At 69.3% G+C, this 18,803-nt stretch carries 24 protein-coding genes; 7 read left to right on the forward strand and 17 right to left on the reverse strand.

Features of this window, described 5'->3' with window-relative positions; translation table 11 throughout:
- Window positions 1-86: 86 nt before the first annotated feature.
- Both OM513_RS03790 and OM513_RS03795 read right to left on the reverse strand, forming a co-directional pair.
- The gene (locus OM513_RS03790; protein ID WP_264942789.1) at window positions 87-608 is read right to left on the reverse strand and encodes an RcnB family protein; all 522 of its coding nucleotides are present in this window, start codon (window positions 606-608) and stop codon (window positions 87-89) included.
- Window positions 609-743: 135 nt separating this feature from the next.
- The gene (locus OM513_RS03795) at window positions 744-1,220 is read right to left on the reverse strand and encodes an outer membrane protein assembly factor BamE (RefSeq protein ID WP_264942790.1); all 477 of its coding nucleotides are present in this window, start codon (window positions 1,218-1,220) and stop codon (window positions 744-746) included.
- A gap of 113 nt (window positions 1,221-1,333) precedes the next feature.
- Between OM513_RS03795 and OM513_RS03800 the strand changes: the two genes are divergently transcribed.
- Genes OM513_RS03800 through folP form a run of 3 tightly spaced genes read left to right on the forward strand, consistent with a single transcriptional unit; the run spans window position 1,334 to window position 3,470 of the window.
- Window positions 1,334-1,846, forward strand: coding sequence for a ubiquinol-cytochrome C chaperone family protein (locus tag OM513_RS03800; RefSeq protein ID WP_264942791.1), 513 nt, complete (start codon window positions 1,334-1,336; stop codon window positions 1,844-1,846).
- A complete protein-coding gene (locus OM513_RS03805; RefSeq protein ID WP_264942792.1) occupies window positions 1,843-2,361 on the forward strand; it encodes a YceD family protein in 519 nt (172 codons plus the stop codon). The genes OM513_RS03800 and OM513_RS03805 overlap by 4 nt, the downstream gene beginning before the upstream one ends.
- A gap of 2 nt (window positions 2,362-2,363) precedes the next feature.
- Entirely contained in the window at window positions 2,364-3,470 is a 1,107-nt protein-coding gene (folP, locus tag OM513_RS03810; protein ID WP_264942793.1) for a dihydropteroate synthase, read from the forward strand.
- 66 nt (window positions 3,471-3,536) lie between these two features.
- On the opposite strand, the gene OM513_RS03815 is transcribed toward folP, so the two are convergent.
- On the reverse strand, window positions 3,537-4,313 hold the full coding sequence (locus OM513_RS03815) for a LytTR family DNA-binding domain-containing protein (protein WP_264942794.1): 777 nt from the start codon (window positions 4,311-4,313) through the stop codon (window positions 3,537-3,539).
- Between the two features lie 254 nt (window positions 4,314-4,567).
- Between OM513_RS03815 and OM513_RS03820 the strand changes: the two genes are divergently transcribed.
- Window positions 4,568-5,086, forward strand: a complete 519-nt coding sequence (locus tag OM513_RS03820) for a DUF2306 domain-containing protein (RefSeq protein WP_264942795.1) — start codon at window positions 4,568-4,570, stop codon at window positions 5,084-5,086.
- A gap of 6 nt (window positions 5,087-5,092) precedes the next feature.
- Here OM513_RS03820 and OM513_RS03825 read toward each other — a convergent pair whose 3' ends face one another.
- The 7 genes from OM513_RS03825 to OM513_RS03855 form a co-directional block, all read right to left on the reverse strand.
- Window positions 5,093-5,788, reverse strand: coding sequence for a DNA alkylation repair protein (locus tag OM513_RS03825; protein ID WP_264942796.1), 696 nt, complete (start codon window positions 5,786-5,788; stop codon window positions 5,093-5,095).
- A gap of 7 nt (window positions 5,789-5,795) precedes the next feature.
- Window positions 5,796-7,331: an RNA polymerase factor sigma-54 gene (gene rpoN, locus OM513_RS03830; RefSeq protein ID WP_264942797.1), complete on the reverse strand. Its 1,536-nt coding sequence runs from the start codon at window positions 7,329-7,331 to the stop codon at window positions 5,796-5,798.
- 25 nt (window positions 7,332-7,356) lie between these two features.
- A complete protein-coding gene (gene lptB, locus OM513_RS03835) occupies window positions 7,357-8,133 on the reverse strand; it encodes an LPS export ABC transporter ATP-binding protein (RefSeq protein ID WP_264942798.1) in 777 nt (258 codons plus the stop codon).
- Window positions 8,134-8,258: 125 nt separating this feature from the next.
- Entirely contained in the window at window positions 8,259-8,804 is a 546-nt protein-coding gene (locus OM513_RS03840) for an LptA/OstA family protein (RefSeq protein WP_264942799.1), read from the reverse strand.
- Entirely contained in the window at window positions 8,804-9,448 is a 645-nt protein-coding gene (lptC, locus tag OM513_RS03845) for an LPS export ABC transporter periplasmic protein LptC (protein ID WP_264942800.1), read from the reverse strand. Before lptC ends, OM513_RS03840 begins: the two co-directional genes overlap by 1 nt.
- Entirely contained in the window at window positions 9,441-10,061 is a 621-nt protein-coding gene (locus OM513_RS03850; RefSeq protein WP_264942801.1) for a ribonuclease D, read from the reverse strand. Before OM513_RS03850 ends, lptC begins: the two co-directional genes overlap by 8 nt.
- 31 nt (window positions 10,062-10,092) lie before the next feature.
- Window positions 10,093-10,902, reverse strand: coding sequence for a TerC family protein (locus tag OM513_RS03855; protein WP_264942802.1), 810 nt, complete (start codon window positions 10,900-10,902; stop codon window positions 10,093-10,095).
- A gap of 252 nt (window positions 10,903-11,154) precedes the next feature.
- Here OM513_RS03855 and OM513_RS20770 point away from each other — a divergent pair, with 252 nt between their 5' ends.
- Window positions 11,155-11,964 carry a cold-shock protein gene (locus tag OM513_RS20770; RefSeq protein WP_319951596.1) on the forward strand — a complete coding sequence of 270 codons (810 nt, stop codon included), beginning with the start codon at window positions 11,155-11,157 and terminating at the stop codon, window positions 11,962-11,964.
- 98 nt (window positions 11,965-12,062) lie between these two features.
- Here the strand turns inward: OM513_RS20770 and OM513_RS03870 are convergent, their stop codons facing one another.
- The 6 genes from OM513_RS03870 to OM513_RS03895 form a co-directional block, all read right to left on the reverse strand.
- Window positions 12,063-12,902 (reverse strand): DMT family transporter, encoded by an 840-nt coding sequence (locus OM513_RS03870; RefSeq protein ID WP_264942803.1) that lies wholly within the window; start codon window positions 12,900-12,902, stop codon window positions 12,063-12,065.
- Window positions 12,899-13,342, reverse strand: coding sequence for a hypothetical protein (locus tag OM513_RS03875; protein WP_264942804.1), 444 nt, complete (start codon window positions 13,340-13,342; stop codon window positions 12,899-12,901). The genes OM513_RS03870 and OM513_RS03875 overlap by 4 nt, the downstream gene beginning before the upstream one ends.
- Before the next feature lie 111 nt (window positions 13,343-13,453).
- Complete coding sequence (locus OM513_RS03880) at window positions 13,454-13,930, reverse strand: Lrp/AsnC family transcriptional regulator (protein WP_264942805.1); 477 nt, start codon at window positions 13,928-13,930, stop codon at window positions 13,454-13,456.
- Window positions 13,931-14,134: 204 nt separating this feature from the next.
- Window positions 14,135-14,659 (reverse strand): GNAT family N-acetyltransferase, encoded by a 525-nt coding sequence (locus OM513_RS03885; RefSeq protein ID WP_264942806.1) that lies wholly within the window; start codon window positions 14,657-14,659, stop codon window positions 14,135-14,137.
- A complete protein-coding gene (locus OM513_RS03890; RefSeq protein WP_264942807.1) occupies window positions 14,652-15,512 on the reverse strand; it encodes a hypothetical protein in 861 nt (286 codons plus the stop codon). Before OM513_RS03890 ends, OM513_RS03885 begins: the two co-directional genes overlap by 8 nt.
- A gap of 61 nt (window positions 15,513-15,573) precedes the next feature.
- Window positions 15,574-17,160 (reverse strand): cisplatin damage response ATP-dependent DNA ligase, encoded by a 1,587-nt coding sequence (locus tag OM513_RS03895; RefSeq protein ID WP_264942808.1) that lies wholly within the window; start codon window positions 17,158-17,160, stop codon window positions 15,574-15,576.
- A gap of 132 nt (window positions 17,161-17,292) precedes the next feature.
- Between OM513_RS03895 and OM513_RS03900 the strand changes: the two genes are divergently transcribed.
- Window positions 17,293-18,138 carry a metallophosphoesterase gene (locus tag OM513_RS03900; RefSeq protein WP_264942809.1) on the forward strand — a complete coding sequence of 282 codons (846 nt, stop codon included), beginning with the start codon at window positions 17,293-17,295 and terminating at the stop codon, window positions 18,136-18,138.
- On the opposite strand, the gene OM513_RS03905 is transcribed toward OM513_RS03900, so the two are convergent.
- Window positions 18,119-18,304, reverse strand: coding sequence for a DUF1328 domain-containing protein (locus OM513_RS03905; RefSeq protein WP_264942810.1), 186 nt, complete (start codon window positions 18,302-18,304; stop codon window positions 18,119-18,121). The genes OM513_RS03900 and OM513_RS03905 overlap by 20 nt on opposite strands.
- 160 nt (window positions 18,305-18,464) lie before the next feature.
- On the opposite strand from OM513_RS03905, the gene OM513_RS03910 reads away from it, so the two are divergent.
- Window positions 18,465-18,764, forward strand: coding sequence for a hypothetical protein (locus OM513_RS03910; RefSeq protein ID WP_264942811.1), 300 nt, complete (start codon window positions 18,465-18,467; stop codon window positions 18,762-18,764).
- The last annotated feature ends 39 nt before the right edge of the window (window positions 18,765-18,803 follow it).

Raw genomic sequence — 18,803 nt, forward strand, 5'->3', positions numbered from 1 at the left:
GGCCGCGCCGCCCGATGGGCATGGCGCGGCCGAAGCCCCGGGCGGAGAGGGAGACCGCCCGGGGCTTTTTGGGGCGCCGGCGCGCCTTACCAGTAGAAGTTGTTGATCACGCGGATCACGATGCCGCGGCGCGTGTCGACCAGGATCAGGTCGTCATAGTGGCGCACCCACACCTGGTTGTAGCCCGGGCGCGGCAGGCGATAGCGCCACGGATCGGCGATCCGGTAGCCCGGCGCATAGAAGGACGCGCCGATGCGCAGGCCCGGGCGGAACGCCTGGTAGCGGAACGGGGCACGCCAGTGGCCGCGCGAGAAAGCGCCGCGATTGTGCGTGCGATAGTCGCGCCAATCGTTGTGGCCCCAGTTGCGGTTGCGATCGCGCAGATCCTCGCGATACTCGCGGCGGGCGTCGCGCAGCTCGCGCTGTTCGCGCCGCACGTCGCGCGGGTTGCCGTAACGGCGCGCGCGCTCGACGTCGCGGCGCTCCTGACGGATATCCTGACGGTCGCGCTGCAGTTCCCGGTGCGACTGGGCGCTGGCGGCCGTGGGCACGGCCACGGTCGGGATCGCGACGGCGGCGATCAGCGCGGCGGTGATGAGCTTCTTCATGGGGCTTCCTCCAACATGCAATACTGAACCGGCGGCCGCCCCGTCTCTCCCTGGGGTTCGCGCCGGTTGGTGCCGTTATGGAGGCGCCGCTCTGAACCGCGCGGGAACGCGGCCTTCATGCGGCAGAAAGGAAGCTTACTGGTCCGGCCCGCCGCCGCCGCCCGTTCCGGGCGCGCCGACCGTGCCGATGTTGCCGAACAGATCCTGGAAGAAGCTGCGGCTGCGGCCCAGGGTGGGCGTCTTCTTGTCGGTGGGGCTGACCGAGGCGATCAGCTCGGTTCCGGTGCGGTCCACCCCGACGACGTTGCCCGCCTGATCGAAGCGGATACGCAGCGTGAGCTGTTCGCGGGCGCGCGGATTGTTGAAGGCCAGGTTACGGCTGTCGCGCGAGACATAATACCATTCGCTGTTGCCGAACTGACCGGCCAGCGTCGGGTTGCCCAGCGTGCGGAGCACCGAATCGCGATTGTCCACGCCGGGCTGGATCGCGTCCACCAGCTCCTTGTCGACGACATAGCCCTGATGCGTGCGCAGCGGCACGCAGGCGGTGGTCGCGGCGAGCATCGCGACCAGCGCGGCCGGGGCAAGAAGGCGGACACGGAACGCCGGCATGTACTTCTCCAGTCACGACGCGGCGTTGCATCCCGCGCGGAACATCTCAATATGCGCGCAATTGCGGCCAAACAAGGCCGGGAAACAGCTCAGAGGCAGGCAACAGGGACACCATGGCATTGTTCGAACGGCTGTTCGGCCGCCCGGAACGCGGCGCGGCGCCCGCAATCTATGCCGCGATGGTGGCGCGCGGGCGCGAACCGCACTGGTATGTGGAAGGCGCCGTGCCCGACAGCATCGACGGCCGGTTCGACATGATCGCGGCTGTGTTGTGCATGCTGCTGCTGCGGCTGGAGCAGGATCCGGTGGGCGTGCCCGCCGCCACGATGCTGGCCGAATGCTTCATCGACGACATGGACGCGCAACTGCGCGAGATCGGCGTGGGCGACGTCGTGATCGGCAAGCATATGGGCAAGATGATGGGGATGCTGGGCGGCCGGCTGGGCGCGTTCCGCGACGCGATGGCCGCGGGCGATCTGAAGCCCGCGCTGGTCCGCAACCTGTGGCGTGGCGAGGCCCCCGATCCCGCGGCGCTGGCGCATGTCGAGCGCGCCCTGCTGGCGTGGCGTGATTCGCTGGCCACGGTGCCGGTGGGCGATCTGGCGGCGGGCAGGCTGCCCGGATGACCGGCCCCGAATTCCCCCGCCCCCAGCGGCTGGACCGTATCGGCGCGGACACCCGCGTGACGGTGAGCGCCGAGCCCGGCGAGCGCGAGGCGCTGGCGGTCCGGTTCGGCCTGATCGCGATCGGGCGGCTGGAGGCGTCCTATCACCTGCGGCCGGAGGCGGGCAGCGTGCGGGCCAGCGGCCACCTGTCGGCTGAGGTCGTCCAGCCCTGTGTCGCGACCGGCGATCCCGTGCCCGCGCGGATCGAGGAGGATTTCGACCTGCGCTTCGTGCCCGACGGCAGCCCCGAAGGCGACGAGATCGAGCTGGACGAGGCGGATTGCGACACCGTGTTCTTCACCGGCGGCGCGATCGACCTGGGCGAGGCGGCGGCGGAAACGCTGGCGCTGGCGCTCGATCCCTTTCCGCGCAGCCCCGCCGCGGCCGATGCGCTGAAGCAGGCAGGGGTGCTGAGCGAGGAGGAGGCCGGGCCTTTCGCGGCGCTGGCGGCGCTCAAGGGCAAGCTGAAGGAATAGCCGTGGCCCGCCGCCATTATCTTCGCCCCACGCAGTTCGTGGATACCCCGGTGGGCCGCGACGGCGAGGTCGCCCGGCTGGCCGGCGGGCTGCTGTGGTTCGCCGCCTGGGAGGTGATCGTGGCGGACGACGGGCGGCGCGTGGCGCAGCGCAGCGTGCCCGTGGCGGCGCTGGCGGACCAGCCCGAGGCGGACGTGCTGCTGCCGGTCGCCGCGCGGGTGACGGCGCCCCGCGCGCCGCTGACGCTGGGCGAGCGCGTGCTGCGTTTCGATCAGCCGCAGGCGATGGGCATATTGAACGTGACGCCCGACAGCTTCTCTGACGGCGGCGCGCATGCGGGCGATCCGGAGGGCGCGGCGGCGGCGGGCGTCGATCTGGGCGCGGCGGGCGCGGCGCTGATCGACGTGGGTGGCGAATCGACCCGGCCCGGGGCCGAAACCGTTTGGGAGGGCGAGGAGAGCGCCCGCGTGGTGCCCGTGATCGAGCGGCTGGCGCGGAGCGGCGCGGCGATATCGATCGACACGCGCAAGGCCGGGGTAATGGAGGCCGCGCTGGCCGCCGGGGCGCATGTCGTCAACGACGTGTCGGCGCTGTTGTGGGACCCGCGATCGATCGAGGTGGTGGCGCGCGCCGGATGCCCGGTGGTGCTGATGCACGCCGCCGATCCGAAGCGCGGGGCCGAAGGGGCGAAGGGCGCGTATGCCGCCGGCGCGGGCGGCGATCCGCTGCTCGACACCTATGACTGGCTGGAGGCGCGGATCGAGGCCGTCGTTTCGGCTGGCGTGGCGCGCGATCGGATCGTCGTCGATCCCGGCATCGGCTTCGGCAAACAGCTTGCGGAGGATCTGGCGCTGCTCAACGGGCTGGCGCTGTTCCACGGGCTGGGCTGTCCGCTGCTGCTGGGCGCCAGCCGCAAGCGGATCGTGGGCGCGCTTTCGAACGAGGCGCCGGTGGCGCAGCGGCTGGGCGGGTCGCTGGCGCTGGCGCTGAAGGGCGCGGAGCTGGGCGCGCAATGGTTGCGCGTGCATGACGTGTTCGAAACCGCGCAGGCGCTGCGCGTGTGGCGCGGCATGCGCGACGCGGCGTTGACGGCGCGGCTGCCGGGCTGAGGCTGTTCGCCGGGAAAACGGTTGGGCGCTGGCTGCCCCGTCCCGCGCGCTACGCCATCTGGGCAATCAGCCCGTAATCCAGCCCGCGCCGCGCAGTTCCTCCACCGTGCCGCGCGCGACCGGGGCCTCGACGCCGTTGGAGAGTTCCAGGCGCAGGTTGCGGCCGTCGCGCCGCGTGCGGACCAGGGCGGCGCGCGCCACCCACCAGCTCCGGTGGACCTGCATGCCCTCGATCCCGTCCAGCCCGGCCACCGCATCGCGCATCCGCATCAGGATCAGCGCGGAGCCGAGCGCGGTGTGCGCGCGGACGTAATGATCCTCCATTTCCAGCGCGAGCAGATCGCGCCCCAGGTGCGGCGGCAGGCGATCGAGGAAGGGCGCGTCCGCGGGCGCGGCTTCCTCCGGCGGCGGCGGGGCCGGATCGGCGGGACCGGGCATGGCGGGGCGGCGGCGCGGATGCACGAACCAGAAGATCGCGCAGACCGCCGCGCCGAGCACCAGCGCATGGAGATAGAGATCGAACGCCTCCTCCAGCCCCGGCCAGCGCGGCGCGCGCCCCAGCCGGTTGACGCACCACACCACCGCGCTCATCGGCAGCGTCGCCGCAAGGCAGGCGGCGGCCCATGACGCAGGCTCCGGCAGGTCGAGCCGCTGCGCCAGGCGCGACGCGGCGACCATCGCGGGCAGGTAGAGGAAATAGCCGGCGTAGGCGAGCGCGCCCCAATAGATCAGCCGCACGGCGAAGGGCATGGCGAAGGTGCCGAACGGCCCCAGCAGCGCGACCACCAGCGCGATCGCCGCCATCGCCGCCACATCGATGATCAGCCTTCGCGCGTCCGGCATTGCCCCGTCTTTTCTCCGCTGGCGCCCGCGCCCCCATCCGGCCGCCCGGAAGATTCTGCCGATGACCGGTCGGGTGTGGGGCTGAGCCGGTTCGGCAATCCGGCGGAATCCTAGCGCCCGTTGGCGAAGCGCGAAATGGCAAAAGCGGCCGGGAGCGCACCGGCCGCGAAGCCGCACGACCGCCCGCGAAGCCGCGGTTGCCGGCGGGCGGGCGGCGGGCAGGAAGGCGGGGCAATCAAGCCAGGGAGCCCCGCATGACCGCCGCCACCACCCGTCCCGTCGCCTTCACCATCCACCCGGCGCTGCGCGTGCCGATCGCGGCCGGGGGCATCGCGCTCAGCGCCGTGGGCGCGCTGGCGGTGGCGCGCGGGCTTGCCGGGCTGGCGCCGACCTATCCCTATATGCGGGAGGCCGCGGTGGCGGTGCATCTGGCGTCGGTTCTCCCCGCGCTGCCGCTGGGGCTGTGGCTGCTGCTTGCGCGCAAGGGCGATGCCCGCCATCGCGCGCTGGGCCGGATCTGGATGCTGATGATGTTGACCGCGGCGATCTCCGCCGTGTTCATCCGGCACCTGAACCAGGGCAGCTTCAGCCTGATCCACCTGTTCGTGCCGCTGACGATCTACACCATCGTGCTTTCGGTGATGGCCGCCCGCGCGGGCAATATCGCGGCGCACAAGGCCCATCTGGTGCGGCTCTATGCCATCGGGCTGCTGGTGCCGGGCGCCTTCGCCTTCCTGCCGGGGCGGATGATGTCGCTGTGGCTGCTGGGGTGAGCGGCCTCAGACGCCCAGCCTGGCCATCAGCTTGGGCGCGGTGAGTGCCTTCAGCGCGTCCTTGCCGACCCGGCGTTCGGCGGTGATCGTGGAGGCGGCGAGGCGCCGGGACAGGGCGACGCATTCGCGGTTGAGCGCGGCGTCGCGCTGGCCGATCGCCCGCAGCGCCCAGTTGACCGCCTTCCACACGAAATTGCGGCCATCGGCAGCATGCGCGGCGATCAGCGGCAGGCATTGCAGGAAGGGCTCGCCGGGCAGTTTCTTCGCATGCAGCGCCACGCTGGCGAGCAGGGCGAAGGCGGCGCGGCGGCCATATTCGTCCTCCAGCGCGGCCCATTCGCGAACCTTCGCAAAGGCATGCGGCGTGCGATCGAACAGGTGGAAACAGGCGGTGTCGCAGCTCGCCCAATTGTCGAAGTCCGCGCGCCAGATGTCCATCAGTTCCGGTGTGATCCGCGCGGGATCGGCCAGGAACACCGCCAGCAGCCGCGCTTCATACCACCCGATGGGCCACAGCGCCTCGGCCAGCGCCTGATCGTGCCCGATCTGCTTCGCCAGCGCGCGGATATCGCCGACGCTGATGCCGATCACCCGGTCCGAAGTGGCGATGCCGAAGCGGGCGAGCCCAGCGCGGGCATCCGCCTCCATCACCGCCGGATCGCCGAGCGCCTGGAGCGCGGCCAGCGCCTGGTCCGGTGTCACGCGCGCCTCAGCCCACGCCCTCCAGCGCCTTTTGCCGGCGGCGCTGGACGGAGCTGCCGATGCCCATCGATTCGCGATATTTGGCCACGGTGCGCCGGGCGATGTCGAAGCCCTTGGCATTCAGCAGCTCGACCAGCGTGTCGTCGGACAGGATCGCCTTGGGGTCCTCGGCCTGGATCAGCGTGCGGATGGCGCTCTTCACCGCCTGGGCCGACACCGCGTCGCCGCCCTCCGACGACTGGATCGCGCTGGTGAAGAAATATTTCAGCTCGAACACGCCACGCGCGCAGCTCAGATATTTGTTGCTGGTGACGCGGCTGACGGTCGATTCGTGCATCTCGATCGCCTCGGCCACCTGGCGCAGCGTCATCGGCTTCAGATGGGCGACGCCGTGGAGGAAGAAGGCCTCCTGCTGCTTCACGATCTCGCTCGCCACCTTGATGATGGTGCGCTGGCGCTGGTCGAGCGCCTTCACCAGCCAGTTGGCGCTGGCCAGCATGTCCGAAAGCCAGGCCTTGCCGCCCTTGTCCTGCCTGCCCGTCGAAAGCTCGACATAATAGGCGCGGTTGACCAGCAGGCGCGGCAGCGTGGCCGCGTTGATCTCCACCGCCCATCCGTTGCCCCGGCGCGCGACGAAGATGTCGGGAACGATCGCCGGCACGGGCTCGCCGCCATAACGGCAGCCGGGCTTGGGATCATAGGCGCGCAGCTCGCGGATCATGTCCGCCAGATCCTCGTCGTCGACGCCGCAGATCCGCTTGAGCCGCGCCAGCTCGCCGCGCGCCAGCAGGTCGAGATTGTCGAGCAGCCGCGCCATGCACGGATCGTATCGGTCCGCCTCCTTCGCCTGGAGCGCGAGGCATTCGGAAAGGCTGCGCGCGCCGACGCCGGTGGGATCGAAGGTCTGGATCACGCCCAGCACCTGCTCGACGCGGGCCAGCGGAACGTTGAGCCGGTTGGCGATCTCCAGCAGCGGGACGGTGAGGTATCCGGTCTCGTCGATCTGGTCGATCATGTGCGCGGCGATGAACAGGTCGGCGCCGTCCACGCTGGTGCCCGCCTGGGCCATCAGGTGATCGGCCAGGCTGATGTCCGCGGAGCCGAAATTCTCGAAATCCGGGCCGTCTTCCGATCCGCCGCCGCCGGTTCCGGCCATGCCCAGCCCGCCGTCGAGCCCGCCGATCGAATCGGCGGCGCTGTCGTGATGGAAGGTCTCGGCGGTGAAATCGACGTCGAGCGCGGCCTCGTCCGCCGCGGCGGCGGTGCCGGTCAGCAGGTCGCTGGCGTCGGCGGGCGCGGGCGCTTCGTCATGGTCCGCGGCGAAATCGGCCTCGGCGGCGGCGTCGAAATCGGGTTCGGGCGCGGCATCGCGCTCGCCGTCGCCGGGCGTCGCTTCCAGCAGCGGGTTCTTCTCCAGCTCCTCGGCGATGAAGGTCTCGATCTCGAGGTTGCTCAGCGCCAGCAGCTTGATCGCCTGCTGGAGCTGCGGCGTCATCACCAGCGACTGCGACTGGCGCAGGTCGAGGCGTGGCGCGAGGCTCATGTCGCCTTGGTGCGCAGCGCCGGGATCACAGCTCGAAGCCCTCGCCGAGATAGAGGCGGCGGACATTCTCGTCCTTCACAAGATCCTCGGGCGATCCCGCGAAGAGCACGCGGCCGTCATAGATGATGTAGGCGCGGTCGACGATGTCCAGCGTCTCGCGGACGTTGTGATCGGTGATCAGCACGCCGATGCCGCGGTTCTTCAGGTCCTTCACCAGATCGCGGATGTCGGCGATCGAGATCGGATCGATGCCCGCGAACGGCTCGTCGAGCAGCATGATCGTGGGGTTGGCGGCCAGCGCACGGGCGATTTCCGCCCGGCGCCGCTCGCCCCCCGACAGCGCCATCGCGGGCGCGGCGCGCAGCCGGGTGAGCCCGAACTCGTCGAGAAGCTGATCCAGCCGCCGCTGGCGCGCGTCCTTGTCCGGCTCGGCCAGTTCCAGCACGGCCAGGATGTTGCCCTCCACGGTAAGTCCGCGGAAGATCGAGGTTTCCTGCGGCAGATAGCCCAGGCCCAGGATCGCGCGCCGGTACATCGGCAACGGCGTGATATCCTCGCCGTCCAGCATGATGCGGCCGTGATCGGGCTTCACCAGTCCCATCACCGAATAGAAGCAGGTCGTCTTGCCCGCGCCATTGGGGCCGAGCAGGCCGACCACCTCGCCGCGGCCGACCGATACGGACACGTCGGACAGCACGACGCGCTTGTCATAGGCCTTGGCGATCGAGACGACTGCCAGCCCCTTGTCGGGAATCGGCGCGGGGTCCGCGATCACATGGTCCAGGGAAGTGACGTCGTTCATCGCGGCTACCTGCATGGACGGTTCCGGTTACCGGCCTCTTATCGATGGGCTGGTTGGCAGGATTCCTGCATGAGAATTGGCGGCAAGGGAAGGGGGCGTCGCCGCAGCGCGGCGCGCGGGGCGCGCTATTTCTTCGTTTCGTCGCGCTTGGGCACGGTGAAGCGGCCGGTGACGCGGCCGCCCTGATTCTGCGTGCCGGGCACGGAACCGCCGACGCCCGATCCGTCGATCGTCGCGCGGCCGGTGTCCAGATCGATCATCAGCCGCCCGCCGCGGACGATATTGGCGCCCTGCTTCAGCGTCACCCCGCCGATCATGGTGATCACGCGATCGTTGAGATCATAGACGGCATATTGCGCGCTGGCGCTCTGGTCCGGCCGCGTCACGGTGACCCCGCCGGCGGCGTCCAGCCGCGATACCTCGGGCGAACCCTCAGTAAGCTGGCCGGTGTAGTTCACGGTCATGCGTGCGGCGGTGAGCGTCATCTCCGCCTGGGTGATGCGGACGTTGCCGGTCAGCAGCACGCGATTCGCGCGGTCCTGAAGCTCGATATGGTCCGACGCGAAATCGATCGGCGCGTCAGAATTGTGCCCCGATTGGGCGACGGCGGAAACCGACGCGACGAGCGCGAAGCTGAGCCCCAGGGGCAGCAAGGCCAGAGGACGGACCATCACCGCCTATTCGCGCGCCTCGGGAATATTCGCAAGCGCGCATTGCCATCGAGCGACACGACGCGCGATTCGAGATCGGCGGACATCTTGTCGCCCGAGAAGGTGCCCATCGGCGTGGTGCCGCTGGCCGCGCCGCCGCTGGCCACGCGCCGCGTCTTCAGGTCCACCGTCGCGTCGCGGGTGTCGAGCGTGTAGCCGTCCGACGCCTCGAACCGGATCGGGCCGTCGATCGCCACCTGCTGGCGCTCCATGTCATACCGGCCGTCGTTGGCCTTCAGCGTGGCGGGGCCTTCGGGCATCTTGATCTCGGCGGAGAGCTGGTGGAGCTGCACCACCGGCTCGGACGAGCTTTTCTGCACCGCCGATCCGGCGCGCAGGCGGAACGGGCGGCCCTTGCTGTCCTCGCCGCGATATTCGGCCGCCTGGATGCGCAGCCGTTCGCTGGCTACATCGACGCGGTTCTTGTCGAGCACGAAGCTGACGTCGCCGCCCGCGAACAGCGGCGACAGCACCAGGAAGGCGGCGAGTATGCCGATGCCCGCCGGCAGGATGATCAGCGCCCAATGGACGATCCGATCGTGCGCGCTGCCGGTGTGTGCGCGCGCGCGCCGCTGGTCCTGCAGGCGCTCGGCGACTTCAGACATGCGCGAAGATGTCCGTCTCCGGCCACCCCGCGAGATCGAGGTCGGCGCGGAAGGGCAGGAAATCGAAACAGGCCTGGGCCAGCGCGGTCCGCCCCTCGCGCGCCAGGCGCTTGTCGAGCTCGGTCTTCATCGCGTGGAGATACCGCACGTCGGACGCGGCATATTCGCGCTGGGCGTCGTTGATGTCCGGGCCGCCCCAGTCCGAGGACTGCTGCGCCTTGGAGATATCCGCGCCCAGCAGTTCCTTCACCAGATCCTTCAGCCCGTGCCGGTCGGTATAGGTGCGCACCAGGCGCGACGCGGTCTTGGTGCAATAGACCGGGGCCGCGACGACGCCCAGATAATGTTTGATCGCCGCCAGATCGAACCGGGCGAAGTGATAGAGCTTCAGCCGCGCGGGATCGGCGAGCACGGCGCGCAGATTTGGCGCCGCATAGTCCGATCCCGGGCCGAAGCGCACCAGATGCTCGGTGCCGCTGCCGTCGGAGACCTGGACGATGCACAGCCGGTCGCGCGGCGTGATCAGCCCCATCGTCTCGGTATCGACGGCGAGCGCGGCGCCGGGCGCGAAAAGGCCCGCGGGCAGATCTTCTTCGTGGAAGTGGACGGTCATGGCCTGCGCCTACGCCGGTTCGCGGCGGGGCTCAATGGCCCGCGCCCGAATCCGCCTCCCCGCCGCCCCGCTTCGCCTTGGAGCGGCGCGCCCAGATGTTGAGCAGCTCCACGCCCGCGGAAAAGGCCATGGCGGTGTAGATATAGCCCTTCGGAATGTGTGCGCCGAAGCCCTCGGCGATCAGCACCATGCCGATCATCAGCAGGAAGCCCAGCGCCAGCATCACCACCGTGGGGTTCTTGTTGATGAAGTTCGCCAGCGGATCGGCGGCCAGCAGCATCACCCCGACGGCGAAGATCACCGCGACATACATCACCTCGACATGCTCGGTCATGCCCACGGCGGTCAGGATCGAATCGATCGAGAAGACGATGTCGAGCAGCAGGATCTGCACGATCGCGGCGGTGAAGTTCATCGACGCGACGTGCTTCTTGTCGAGGATGTCGTCGCTGGGGGAGGTGTCCACCGAATGGTGAATTTCCTTGGTCGCCTTCCACACCAGGAACAGGCCGCCTGCGATCAGGATCAGGTCGCGCCACGAGAACTGGGTCTCGAACGCCGGATAGCCGTGCGAATCGAGCGGCCCCTGGATGCCCAGATCGAACACCGGCGCCACCAGCCCGACGATCCATGCGATCATCGTCAGTAGCGCGAGGCGCATGATCAGCGCCAGGCCGATGCCGATGCGCCGCGCCTTCTGGCGCTGCTCCGGCGGCAGCTTGTTCGACAGGATCGAGATGAAGATGAGGTTGTCGATGCCGAGCACCACCTCCATCACGATAAGGGTGACCAGAGCGGCCCAGGCGGCGGGGCTGGCGAGCAGTTCCAGGATGTTTTCCATGGGCCTCGTTCCTGCCGCGCGAGCGGGCCGCGCGCAAGCCGTCCGAACCGTCCCGCGGGCGGTCTGCGCGCTTTTGATGTCACGGTTTCCCCAAAGCTTGGGCAATCAAGTCGAATTTCGTTCGCGCCCTGTCCGATTTTGGGCTATGGCGAGTCTTATCGGCACGACTATTTTGTGCCCGAAGACCTGCGTTTTTCGTCCGGCGCTTGGGTTTCGATTGGTACGAGGGCGAACCGGGAAGATAAACAGGGCATGAGTTTCGACAGAGGGCGCCGTGGGGATCGCGGCGGGCGCGGCAGGGACAAGCGCGACGGTTTCGGCGACGAGGGATTCTTCGGCGGCGGTTTTGAAGACCGCGGCGGCTTCGGTGGTGACCGGGGCGGATTCGGCGGCGGCGGCGGTGGCGGCTTCCGTGGCGGTGGCGGCGGATTTGGCGGCGATCGTGGCGGCTTCGGCGGCGGCGGTGGCGGCGGGTTCCGCGGCGGCGGCGGCGGCGGTGGTGGCGGCTTCGGCGGCGGCCGCGGCATGCCGCCCCAGGTCGTCGGCGAGGCGACCGGCGTGGTCAAGTTCTTCAACGGCCAGAAGGGTTTCGGCTTCATCGTCCGTGACGATGGCGGCGAGGACGTGTTCGTCCATATCTCTGCGGTCGAGCAGGCGGGCCTCACCGGCCTGGCCGAGGGCCAGCCGCTGGGCTTCACGCTGGTGGACCGCGGCGGCCGCATCTCGGCGACCGAGCTGAAGATCGACGGCGAGCCGATGCCGGTCGAGGACCGCGGCCCGCCGCGCGATCGCGACGCAGGCCCCGGCGGCCCGCGTGGCGGCGGTGGCCCGCAGCGCCAGCTTACCGGCGAAAAGGCGACCGGCACGGTCAAGTTCTTCAACGCGATGAAGGGCTTCGGCTTCATCCAGCGCGATGACGGACAGCCCGATGCGTTCGTCCACATCTCCGCGGTGGAGCGTGCGGGCATGACCAGCCTCAACGAGGGCGATCGCCTCTCGTTCGAGCTCGAGGTCGACCGGCGCGGCAAATATGCGGCGGTGAACCTTCAGTCTTCGAGCTGAGGCGAATCGGCAGCGAATCGGAAGGGGCCGGGCGGAAACGTCCGGCCCCTTTGCTTTGCGCATGCGCGCCGCGCGATGCCCGGCTCGGCGCGTGAGGGTCAGCGCGTGAGGATCAGGGCCGCGCCGCCCAGGATGCCGAGCACGCTGGCCGCGCGCGGCCACGTCACCCTTTCCCCCAGGAACAGCACCGATATCGCCAGTGCGGTGACCATCCCGGTCTCGCGCAGCGCGGCGAGCGGCGCCGTGGGGCCGAGCGCAAAGGCCTGGAGCGCGAGGCCATAGGTCAGGATCGAGAGCGCCCCCGCCGCGACTCCGGGGCGCCACTGGCTGCGCGCCGTGCGGAAGACGCGCCCGCGCGACAGCAGCCCGAAGCTGGTCACGACGCACAGCCCCATGACCACGAACAGCCAGGCGGTGAAGCTGGCGGGGCTGGGTGCCGCGCGCACGCCCTGCGCGTCGATCACGGTGTAGACCGCGATGGTGACCCCGGTGAGCAGCGCCCAGCCGAGCCCGGCCAGCGCCACATGGCGGCCGACCACCAGCACCGTCACCGCGCCGCCGATCAGCGCGATCCCGGCGATCTCGCGCGGGCTTGCGGCCTCGCCGAACAGGCCGATCGCCAGCGTGGCGGTGAGCAGCGGCGCCGATCCGCGCAGGATCGGATAGGCGGCGGAGAAGTCGCTCGATTCGAACGCCTTCACCAGCGCGAACAGATAGAGGCAATGCAGCGCCGCGCTGGCCGCGATCCAGCCCCATGCGCCATGCGGCAGCGGCACGAAGGCGAGCGCCGGCAGCAGGATCAGCGCGCTTGTCCCGTCGATCACCGCGCGCCCGGCCAGCTTGTCGCTGCCGCCTTTCAGGATCGCGTTGACGACCGCGTGGATCGATCCGGAGGCGATCATCATCGCCGCGGGCAGCCAGGCGGGCGCCGCGCTCAACGCGCGCGTTCGTACAGGTAAAGGGTCAGGAACCGCGCGATCGCGCCGGTGAAGGCGCCGCCGATCCCGAAGCCGAGCAGCAGCGTGATGATGCGCAGCGGCAGCACCGGATCGGGAACCGGCGCCGACATGGCTACGATCGCCAGCAGCACGCTCAGCACCGTCGCCGCCATGGTGGCGGCCATCGCCACGGTGCGTGCCCAGTCGAGGATCGTGCGCGCGGGATCGCGCAGCCGCACCAGCGCCGCGGGCAGCGCCAGGAACAGCCCCACCGGCAGCACGACGAACACCAGCCCGCCAAGCTGGCGCAGCGGCGCGAGACCGGAGAGGCCGCTCGCCGCCAGCCCCAGCGCCAGGATCAGCAGCATCTCGATCAGCGTAGCGGCGGCCAGGCCGATAACGATCAGGCGGGGCGGAATCTGCGGCGCGGGATGTTCCATCCGCGCGCTACTAGAGCGATTTCGAGGCAGGTGGAATCACCTGCCGGCCCGGAAATCGCGGCAGCTAGGGGGAATAGGGCGGCCGCCCGGCGCAGCCGGATGCACGCCGCTCTAAACCTCGTCGGTGGGCAGCGGAAGCGCCAGGCTGAGCTTGCGGCGCTTCTTCACGAAGCTGGTCTCATAGCGGCGCACGACGGGGTCGCCCGCCAGCTCCGCGTCGGCGAAGGCGTTGAACCCCTCCATGTCGCGCACGGTGACCAGCAGCACCACGTCGAACGCGCCCGACACCTCCATGAAGAGCTGGACGTTGGGGCTGGTGGTCAGCCGCCGCCGCAGCGCCTCCACCGCCGAGAGCGCGTGACGATCGAGCTGGATATGGACGAACGCGGAGAGACAGGGGACGGCGGTTTCGGCCAGAACCGAAACGTCGGCGGCGATCACCCCGCTGTCGCGCAGGCGGCGGATGCGGCGTGCGATCGCGGAGGGGGAGAGCGGTAGCCGCTCGGCCAGCTCGTCGGCGGTGAACAGCGCGTTGCGCTGAAGCTGTTCGAGCAGCCGGATGTCGAGCTTGTCCCGAACCGCGCCCATTTCTGCCGCCTCTCCCACGCGAATCTCCGGAATGCCGCGCCATACAACGCGGCAGCGCCTGCAATTCGCCGAGCCGCGAATGCAGACTCAGTGTATTAATACACTGCGGCACATTTATGCCGGGATCGGGGCGATGCGCAAGGGGCCGCGCAATGGCCGGTGCGGACCGGTTTTCGCCGTATTCGCCGCCCGGCAGGGCGGTCGTCAGCCGTCCAGCCGGCGCGCAAAGACCTTTGACATCGCGGCATAGCCCAGGCCTTCGAAGAAATGGTGCGCGCCTTCGTTGCCCAGGCCGCTTTCCAGGAACGACCAGCCGATTCCCTGTGCCCGGCCCTCTGCCTCCACGAACGCGATAAGCGCGCGGCCGACGCCGGCCGAACGGGCGGCGGGATCGACCGCCACATCCTCGATTACCATGTAGGACACGCGATCGCTGCGCACCCACAGCACTATCGCCGCGCCCGCCAGCTTGCCGTCGAGATACGCGAGCGCCACCTGCCGGTCGGGTCCGGGATCGCCCAGGTCCTCGACGAACTTCTCCTCCAGATCGGGCGCCCAGCCCGTGCCGTCGAGGCTGAGGCCGGTCTGGATCTCGCCGTGGCTGACATAGCTGCGGTCGAGCACGATGGTGCGTGCGAAGAAGCGGGCCGCGCCCTCCATCTCGCCCGGGGTGGCCCAGCGCACGGTGAGAGTGGCGGAATTGGGTTCGGCGGTACGGGTGTCAGTCATACGCCATCTTATGGGCTATCCGCGGCGCACCTGTCTCCGCGTTTTTCAGCCAGTCGCGGACGTAGACGCACTGCGGATACGGCGCGCCTTTCGCAACCAGGCGCTCCGCCTCGATATCGGTCGCCTCCTTGACGCCCATGGTTCCGAACAGGTCCGCGACGTGCCGGTAGAAATCGGCCTTCAGAGCGTCGATCGTGCCCGGATCGACCTCGCGTCCCGAATCGGTCGCCGGGCCGAAATAGGGCCGATCCTCGCACGCATGGTGCGGCGTATCCCATTGCTCGAGCAGCCGGGAAACGAAGGGATCGAAAATTCGGCGCAGGTCGCGGGTGTAGTTGTCACGCAGCCCGTGCCAGGCCGCACGGAAGCCCCATTCGATCAGCGTATCGAAATACCATGCCACCCAACTGCCGAACACCTCCGGATCGGCAAAACCCTGCTTGCGAAGCCTTGATGCGACCTCGAACAGGTTGCAGGTGATCTCATAATATTTCCGGGCGATGAGCTTCATCTCGTCATCGGTAACGAGCGTATTGTCCTTGTCCTCGATATCCTTGCGTTCGTAGAGGCCCAATGGAGCGAGATTCGATTTGAAATAGGGTAGGATGTATTTGTGCTCGGCCTCGAAGCGAAAAATCGCATTCGATTCGATTTCAAGCGTCTGATAGATTTGAATGCGCCGGGCCGCGGCGGCCTCCTCATCTACCTTTCGGCGTTCGGCGGCGGCCTTTGCCTCGGCGATCTTGTGATCTCGCTCCGTTCGGCGCGACTGCAACACGAAGATCGCGATAGTGACAATCAGGGCAATTGTCTGAACCAGATCGGCGTAGCTGACTTTGCTGTCGAAGATCATGGGTTCCCCTTCGATATCTTGCCTCGACTATAATCGTGGCCGACTCGCGGGGAATAGGAAATCAGTTCGCCAGCAGGCGCAGCGCGGCGATCGTATCCGCTTCTGCGGCGGGCTTGTCGGTGCGGATGCGGCTGATGCGGGGGAAGCGCATCGCGAGGCCCGATTTGTGGCGTTTCGATTCGTGGATCGAATCGAACGCGACTTCCAGCACCAGCACCTTCTCCACCTCCCGCACCGGGCCGAAGCGGTTGACCGTGTGCTGGCGCACGAACCGGTCGAGCCATTTCAGCTCCTCGTCGGTGAAGCCGAAATAGGCCTTGCCGACGGGCAGCAGCTCGCCGTTCGCGGTCCAGGCGCCGAAGGTATAGTCCGAATAGAAGGAACTGCGCTTGCCGCTGCCGCGCTGGGCATACAGCAGCACGCAATCGGCGGTGAGCGGATCGCGTTTCCATTTGTACCACAGCCCGGCCCGGCGCCCGGCGACATAGGGTGAATCGCGGCGCTTGAGCATCACGCCCTCGATCGCCGCGTCCCGGGCGCCCGCGCGCAACTCCGCCAGCGCGTCGAAACCGGGGGCCTCGATCAGCGCCGAAACGTCGAACCGGGCGGGATCGAGCCGCGCCGCGAACGCCTCCAGCCGCGCACGCCGCTCGGCCCAGGGCAGCGCGCGCAGATCCTCGGCTCCGTCGAAGAGAATGTCATAGAGGCGGACGAAGGCCGAATATTCGGCGAGCATCCGGGCGGGCACCGACTTGCGGCCCAACCGCTGCTGAAGCGCGTTGAAGCTGCCGGCCGCGCCGCGCGCCGCATCGCCCTGCGCCTCGCCCCGCACCAGCAGCTCGCCGTCCAGCACGCCCTGGGCGGCGAAGGCGGCCGCCACCTCGGGGAAGCTGCGCGTGATGTCGTCGCCCGCGCGGCTGTACAGCCGGGTCTCGCCGCCGGCGCGGACGATCTGGGCGCGGATGCCGTCCCATTTCCATTCGGCGGCATATTCGGCCAGGCTGACCCCGGCCTCGTCCTCCAGCGGATGGGCGAGCATGAAGGGGCGGAATACCGGCACATCCTCCGCCGCCGGGCGCGCGCCACGGCCCTCCGCCCAGGCGAACAGCGGCGCATAGGGCGGCGCCAGCCCGTGCCACAGCTCCTCCACCGCATCGACATCGAGCGCGAAGGCCTGCGCCAGCGCGGTCTTGGCGAGCCGGGCGGAGATGCCGACGCGCAGAGCCCCGGTGGCGAGCTTCAACAGCGCGAACCGTTCGCCGGCGTCCATCCGGTCGAGCATGGCTGCGAGCGCGGCAGGAGCGCCGGATCGCGAGACGGAGGCCAGCGTGTCGACAACTTCGGCCAGCCGCATCGGCTCGCCGCGCCCGTCCTGCGGCGCGGGCCACAGCAGCGCCACGGTCTCCGCGCTGTCGCCCACGAAATCGCGGCTGAGCGCGAACAGCACGGGATCGACGCGGGCCTCCACCAGCGCACGGATCAGCGCGGGCTTCACCGCCGGCAGATCCAGCCCGCCGGTAAGCGCCGCCATCGCCCAGCCGCGATCGGGATCGGGCGTGGCGCGCAGATAGGCGGCGATACGGCGCAGCTTGGCGTTGCGCGATCGCGTGTAGACCAGCGAGTCGAGCAGTTCGGCGAAGGCGCGCATGCCGCATAGATGGCGCGGGCGCGGGACAAGCGCCAGCCGGGCGTCCAGCGCCTGTGGAGCCGCCGGGGATTTGTTGTGCAGCGCAGCGTTTCGCATGGCGCGCGGGGACGCTTGGCGATAGCGTCCCGCCTGATGACCCGGCTGTGGAAGACCCTGCTCCCCGCGATGCTGGCCGCGCCCTTCCTGGTGCTTGGCTGGGGCTATGCCAATCTCCTTGCCGATCCGGTGCGGCACGATGCGAATGTGGCGATGACCAACTGGCCGGCCGGGGCGCCGCCGCTGCGCGTCGCGCTGATCGGCGACATCCACATGCAGGGCCCGGACATGCCGGCCGAGCGCGTGCGCAGGCTGGCGGAGCAGGTGAATGCGGCGAAGCCGGACCTGATCCTGCTGGCGGGCGACTATGTGGGCGATCGCGAGCTTTCGACGCGCGCCTATTCGGAAGCCGAGATCGCGCAGGCGCTCGCCGCGTTTCGCGCGCCGATGGGCGTGTGGGCGGTGCTGGGCAACCACGACAACGGGCGGCGGCGCGGCCCGATGCTGAAGGCGCTGGAAAAGGCCGGCATCCCGACGCTGGAAAACCGGGTGGTGAAGGCCGGCCCGCTGGTGCTGGCGGGGATCGGCGACTGGCACAGCGGCAAGGCGCGGCCCGCGGTGGTCGCCAAGGCGGCGGACAAGCTGCGCGGGCCGCGGCTGGCGTTCACCCACAGCCCGGACGTGATCCCGCGGTTGGGTTCGAAGTTCGGCCTGGTGCTCGCCGCGCATACGCATTGCGGCCAGATCGTGCTGCCGCTGATCGGCCCGGTCGCAAGCTCCTCGCGCTATAGCGGGAGATACCGGTGCGGCGTGGTGCGCGAAGGCGCGCGCGTCGCGATCATCACCGGAGGCTGGGGCGCCAGCGTGCTGCCGCTACGCTATGGCGCCCCGCCCGATTGGTGGCTGTTGAAGCTTGGCGGCGTCAGTCCACCGCGCTCTTGATCGCCTTGCCGGTGGCAAGTCCGGCGATCAGGAAGACGACGAACAGCGCGACCGCGATGAAGAACAGGATCTTGGCGATGCCGATCGAGGTGCCGGCGATCCCGCCGAAGCCCAGCGCCGCGGCGATGAGGCCGATGACCAGGAAAATAAGAGCCCAACGCAACATGATACGCCTCCATGCTAGGGACGGCTATGGAATGCGCGAACCCGCTGCGGAGTTCCGTGCGATCCCGCTCGCGGTGCCGCGCGATCCGCGCTAGAGCAGCCGCGAGCTTCGCCGAAGCAGCGTTCGCGCGATCGCTCGTGATCCGGAGGGGACCATCCAGATGAAGACTGTTGTTGCCGCCATGCTGTTCGCCGTTGCCGCTCCCGCCGCCGCGCTTGCCGCGCCGGGCCAGTCGGCGCCGGCCGCCGCCAAGTTCAACATCGATACGCCCGTCGAGGTGCTGGCCGCCGATCCGGCCGCCAAGGCGGTGCTCGACGCCGACATGCCCGGCATGCTGACGCACCCATCCTATGAGATGTTCAAGGCGATGAGCCTGCGCCAGCTCCAGCCCTTCTCGGAAGGCAAGATCACCGACGAGATTCTGGCGAAGATCGACGCGGATCTGGCCGCCATCAAGTGACGCGCCGGGGCCAGGGGGATTCACCCCCGGCCCCGTGCC

Origin of the sequence: Sphingomonas canadensis (assembly GCF_026013525.1) — a bacterium.
GTDB lineage: Bacteria > Pseudomonadota > Alphaproteobacteria > Sphingomonadales > Sphingomonadaceae > Sphingomonas > Sphingomonas canadensis.

Coding starts and splice junctions, on each gene's coding strand:
- OM513_RS03905 (WP_264942810.1), bottom strand. CDS start 18,304: ATGTTGCGTTGGGCTCTTATTTTCCTGGTCATCGGCCTCATCGCCGCG.
- OM513_RS03820 (WP_264942795.1), top strand. CDS start 4,568: ATGACCGCCGCCACCACCCGTCCCGTCGCCTTCACCATCCACCCGGCG.
- lptC (WP_264942800.1), bottom strand. CDS start 9,448: ATGTCTGAAGTCGCCGAGCGCCTGCAGGACCAGCGGCGCGCGCGCGCA.
- OM513_RS03855 (WP_264942802.1), bottom strand. CDS start 10,902: ATGGAAAACATCCTGGAACTGCTCGCCAGCCCCGCCGCCTGGGCCGCT.
- OM513_RS03850 (WP_264942801.1), bottom strand. CDS start 10,061: ATGACCGTCCACTTCCACGAAGAAGATCTGCCCGCGGGCCTTTTCGCG.
- OM513_RS03840 (WP_264942799.1), bottom strand. CDS start 8,804: ATGGTCCGTCCTCTGGCCTTGCTGCCCCTGGGGCTCAGCTTCGCGCTC.
- OM513_RS20770 (WP_319951596.1), top strand. CDS start 11,155: ATGAGTTTCGACAGAGGGCGCCGTGGGGATCGCGGCGGGCGCGGCAGG.
- OM513_RS03880 (WP_264942805.1), bottom strand. CDS start 13,930: ATGGGCGCGGTTCGGGACAAGCTCGACATCCGGCTGCTCGAACAGCTT.
- OM513_RS03910 (WP_264942811.1), top strand. CDS start 18,465: ATGAAGACTGTTGTTGCCGCCATGCTGTTCGCCGTTGCCGCTCCCGCC.
- OM513_RS03795 (WP_264942790.1), bottom strand. CDS start 1,220: ATGCCGGCGTTCCGTGTCCGCCTTCTTGCCCCGGCCGCGCTGGTCGCG.
- OM513_RS03885 (WP_264942806.1), bottom strand. CDS start 14,659: ATGACTGACACCCGTACCGCCGAACCCAATTCCGCCACTCTCACCGTG.
- OM513_RS03875 (WP_264942804.1), bottom strand. CDS start 13,342: ATGGAACATCCCGCGCCGCAGATTCCGCCCCGCCTGATCGTTATCGGC.
- OM513_RS03790 (WP_264942789.1), bottom strand. CDS start 608: ATGAAGAAGCTCATCACCGCCGCGCTGATCGCCGCCGTCGCGATCCCG.
- lptB (WP_264942798.1), bottom strand. CDS start 8,133: ATGAACGACGTCACTTCCCTGGACCATGTGATCGCGGACCCCGCGCCG.
- OM513_RS03900 (WP_264942809.1), top strand. CDS start 17,293: ATGACCCGGCTGTGGAAGACCCTGCTCCCCGCGATGCTGGCCGCGCCC.
- rpoN (WP_264942797.1), bottom strand. CDS start 7,331: ATGAGCCTCGCGCCACGCCTCGACCTGCGCCAGTCGCAGTCGCTGGTG.
- OM513_RS03805 (WP_264942792.1), top strand. CDS start 1,843: ATGACCGGCCCCGAATTCCCCCGCCCCCAGCGGCTGGACCGTATCGGC.
- OM513_RS03895 (WP_264942808.1), bottom strand. CDS start 17,160: ATGCGCGCCTTCGCCGAACTGCTCGACTCGCTGGTCTACACGCGATCG.
- OM513_RS03800 (WP_264942791.1), top strand. CDS start 1,334: ATGGCATTGTTCGAACGGCTGTTCGGCCGCCCGGAACGCGGCGCGGCG.
- OM513_RS03890 (WP_264942807.1), bottom strand. CDS start 15,512: ATGATCTTCGACAGCAAAGTCAGCTACGCCGATCTGGTTCAGACAATT.
- OM513_RS03815 (WP_264942794.1), bottom strand. CDS start 4,313: ATGCCGGACGCGCGAAGGCTGATCATCGATGTGGCGGCGATGGCGGCG.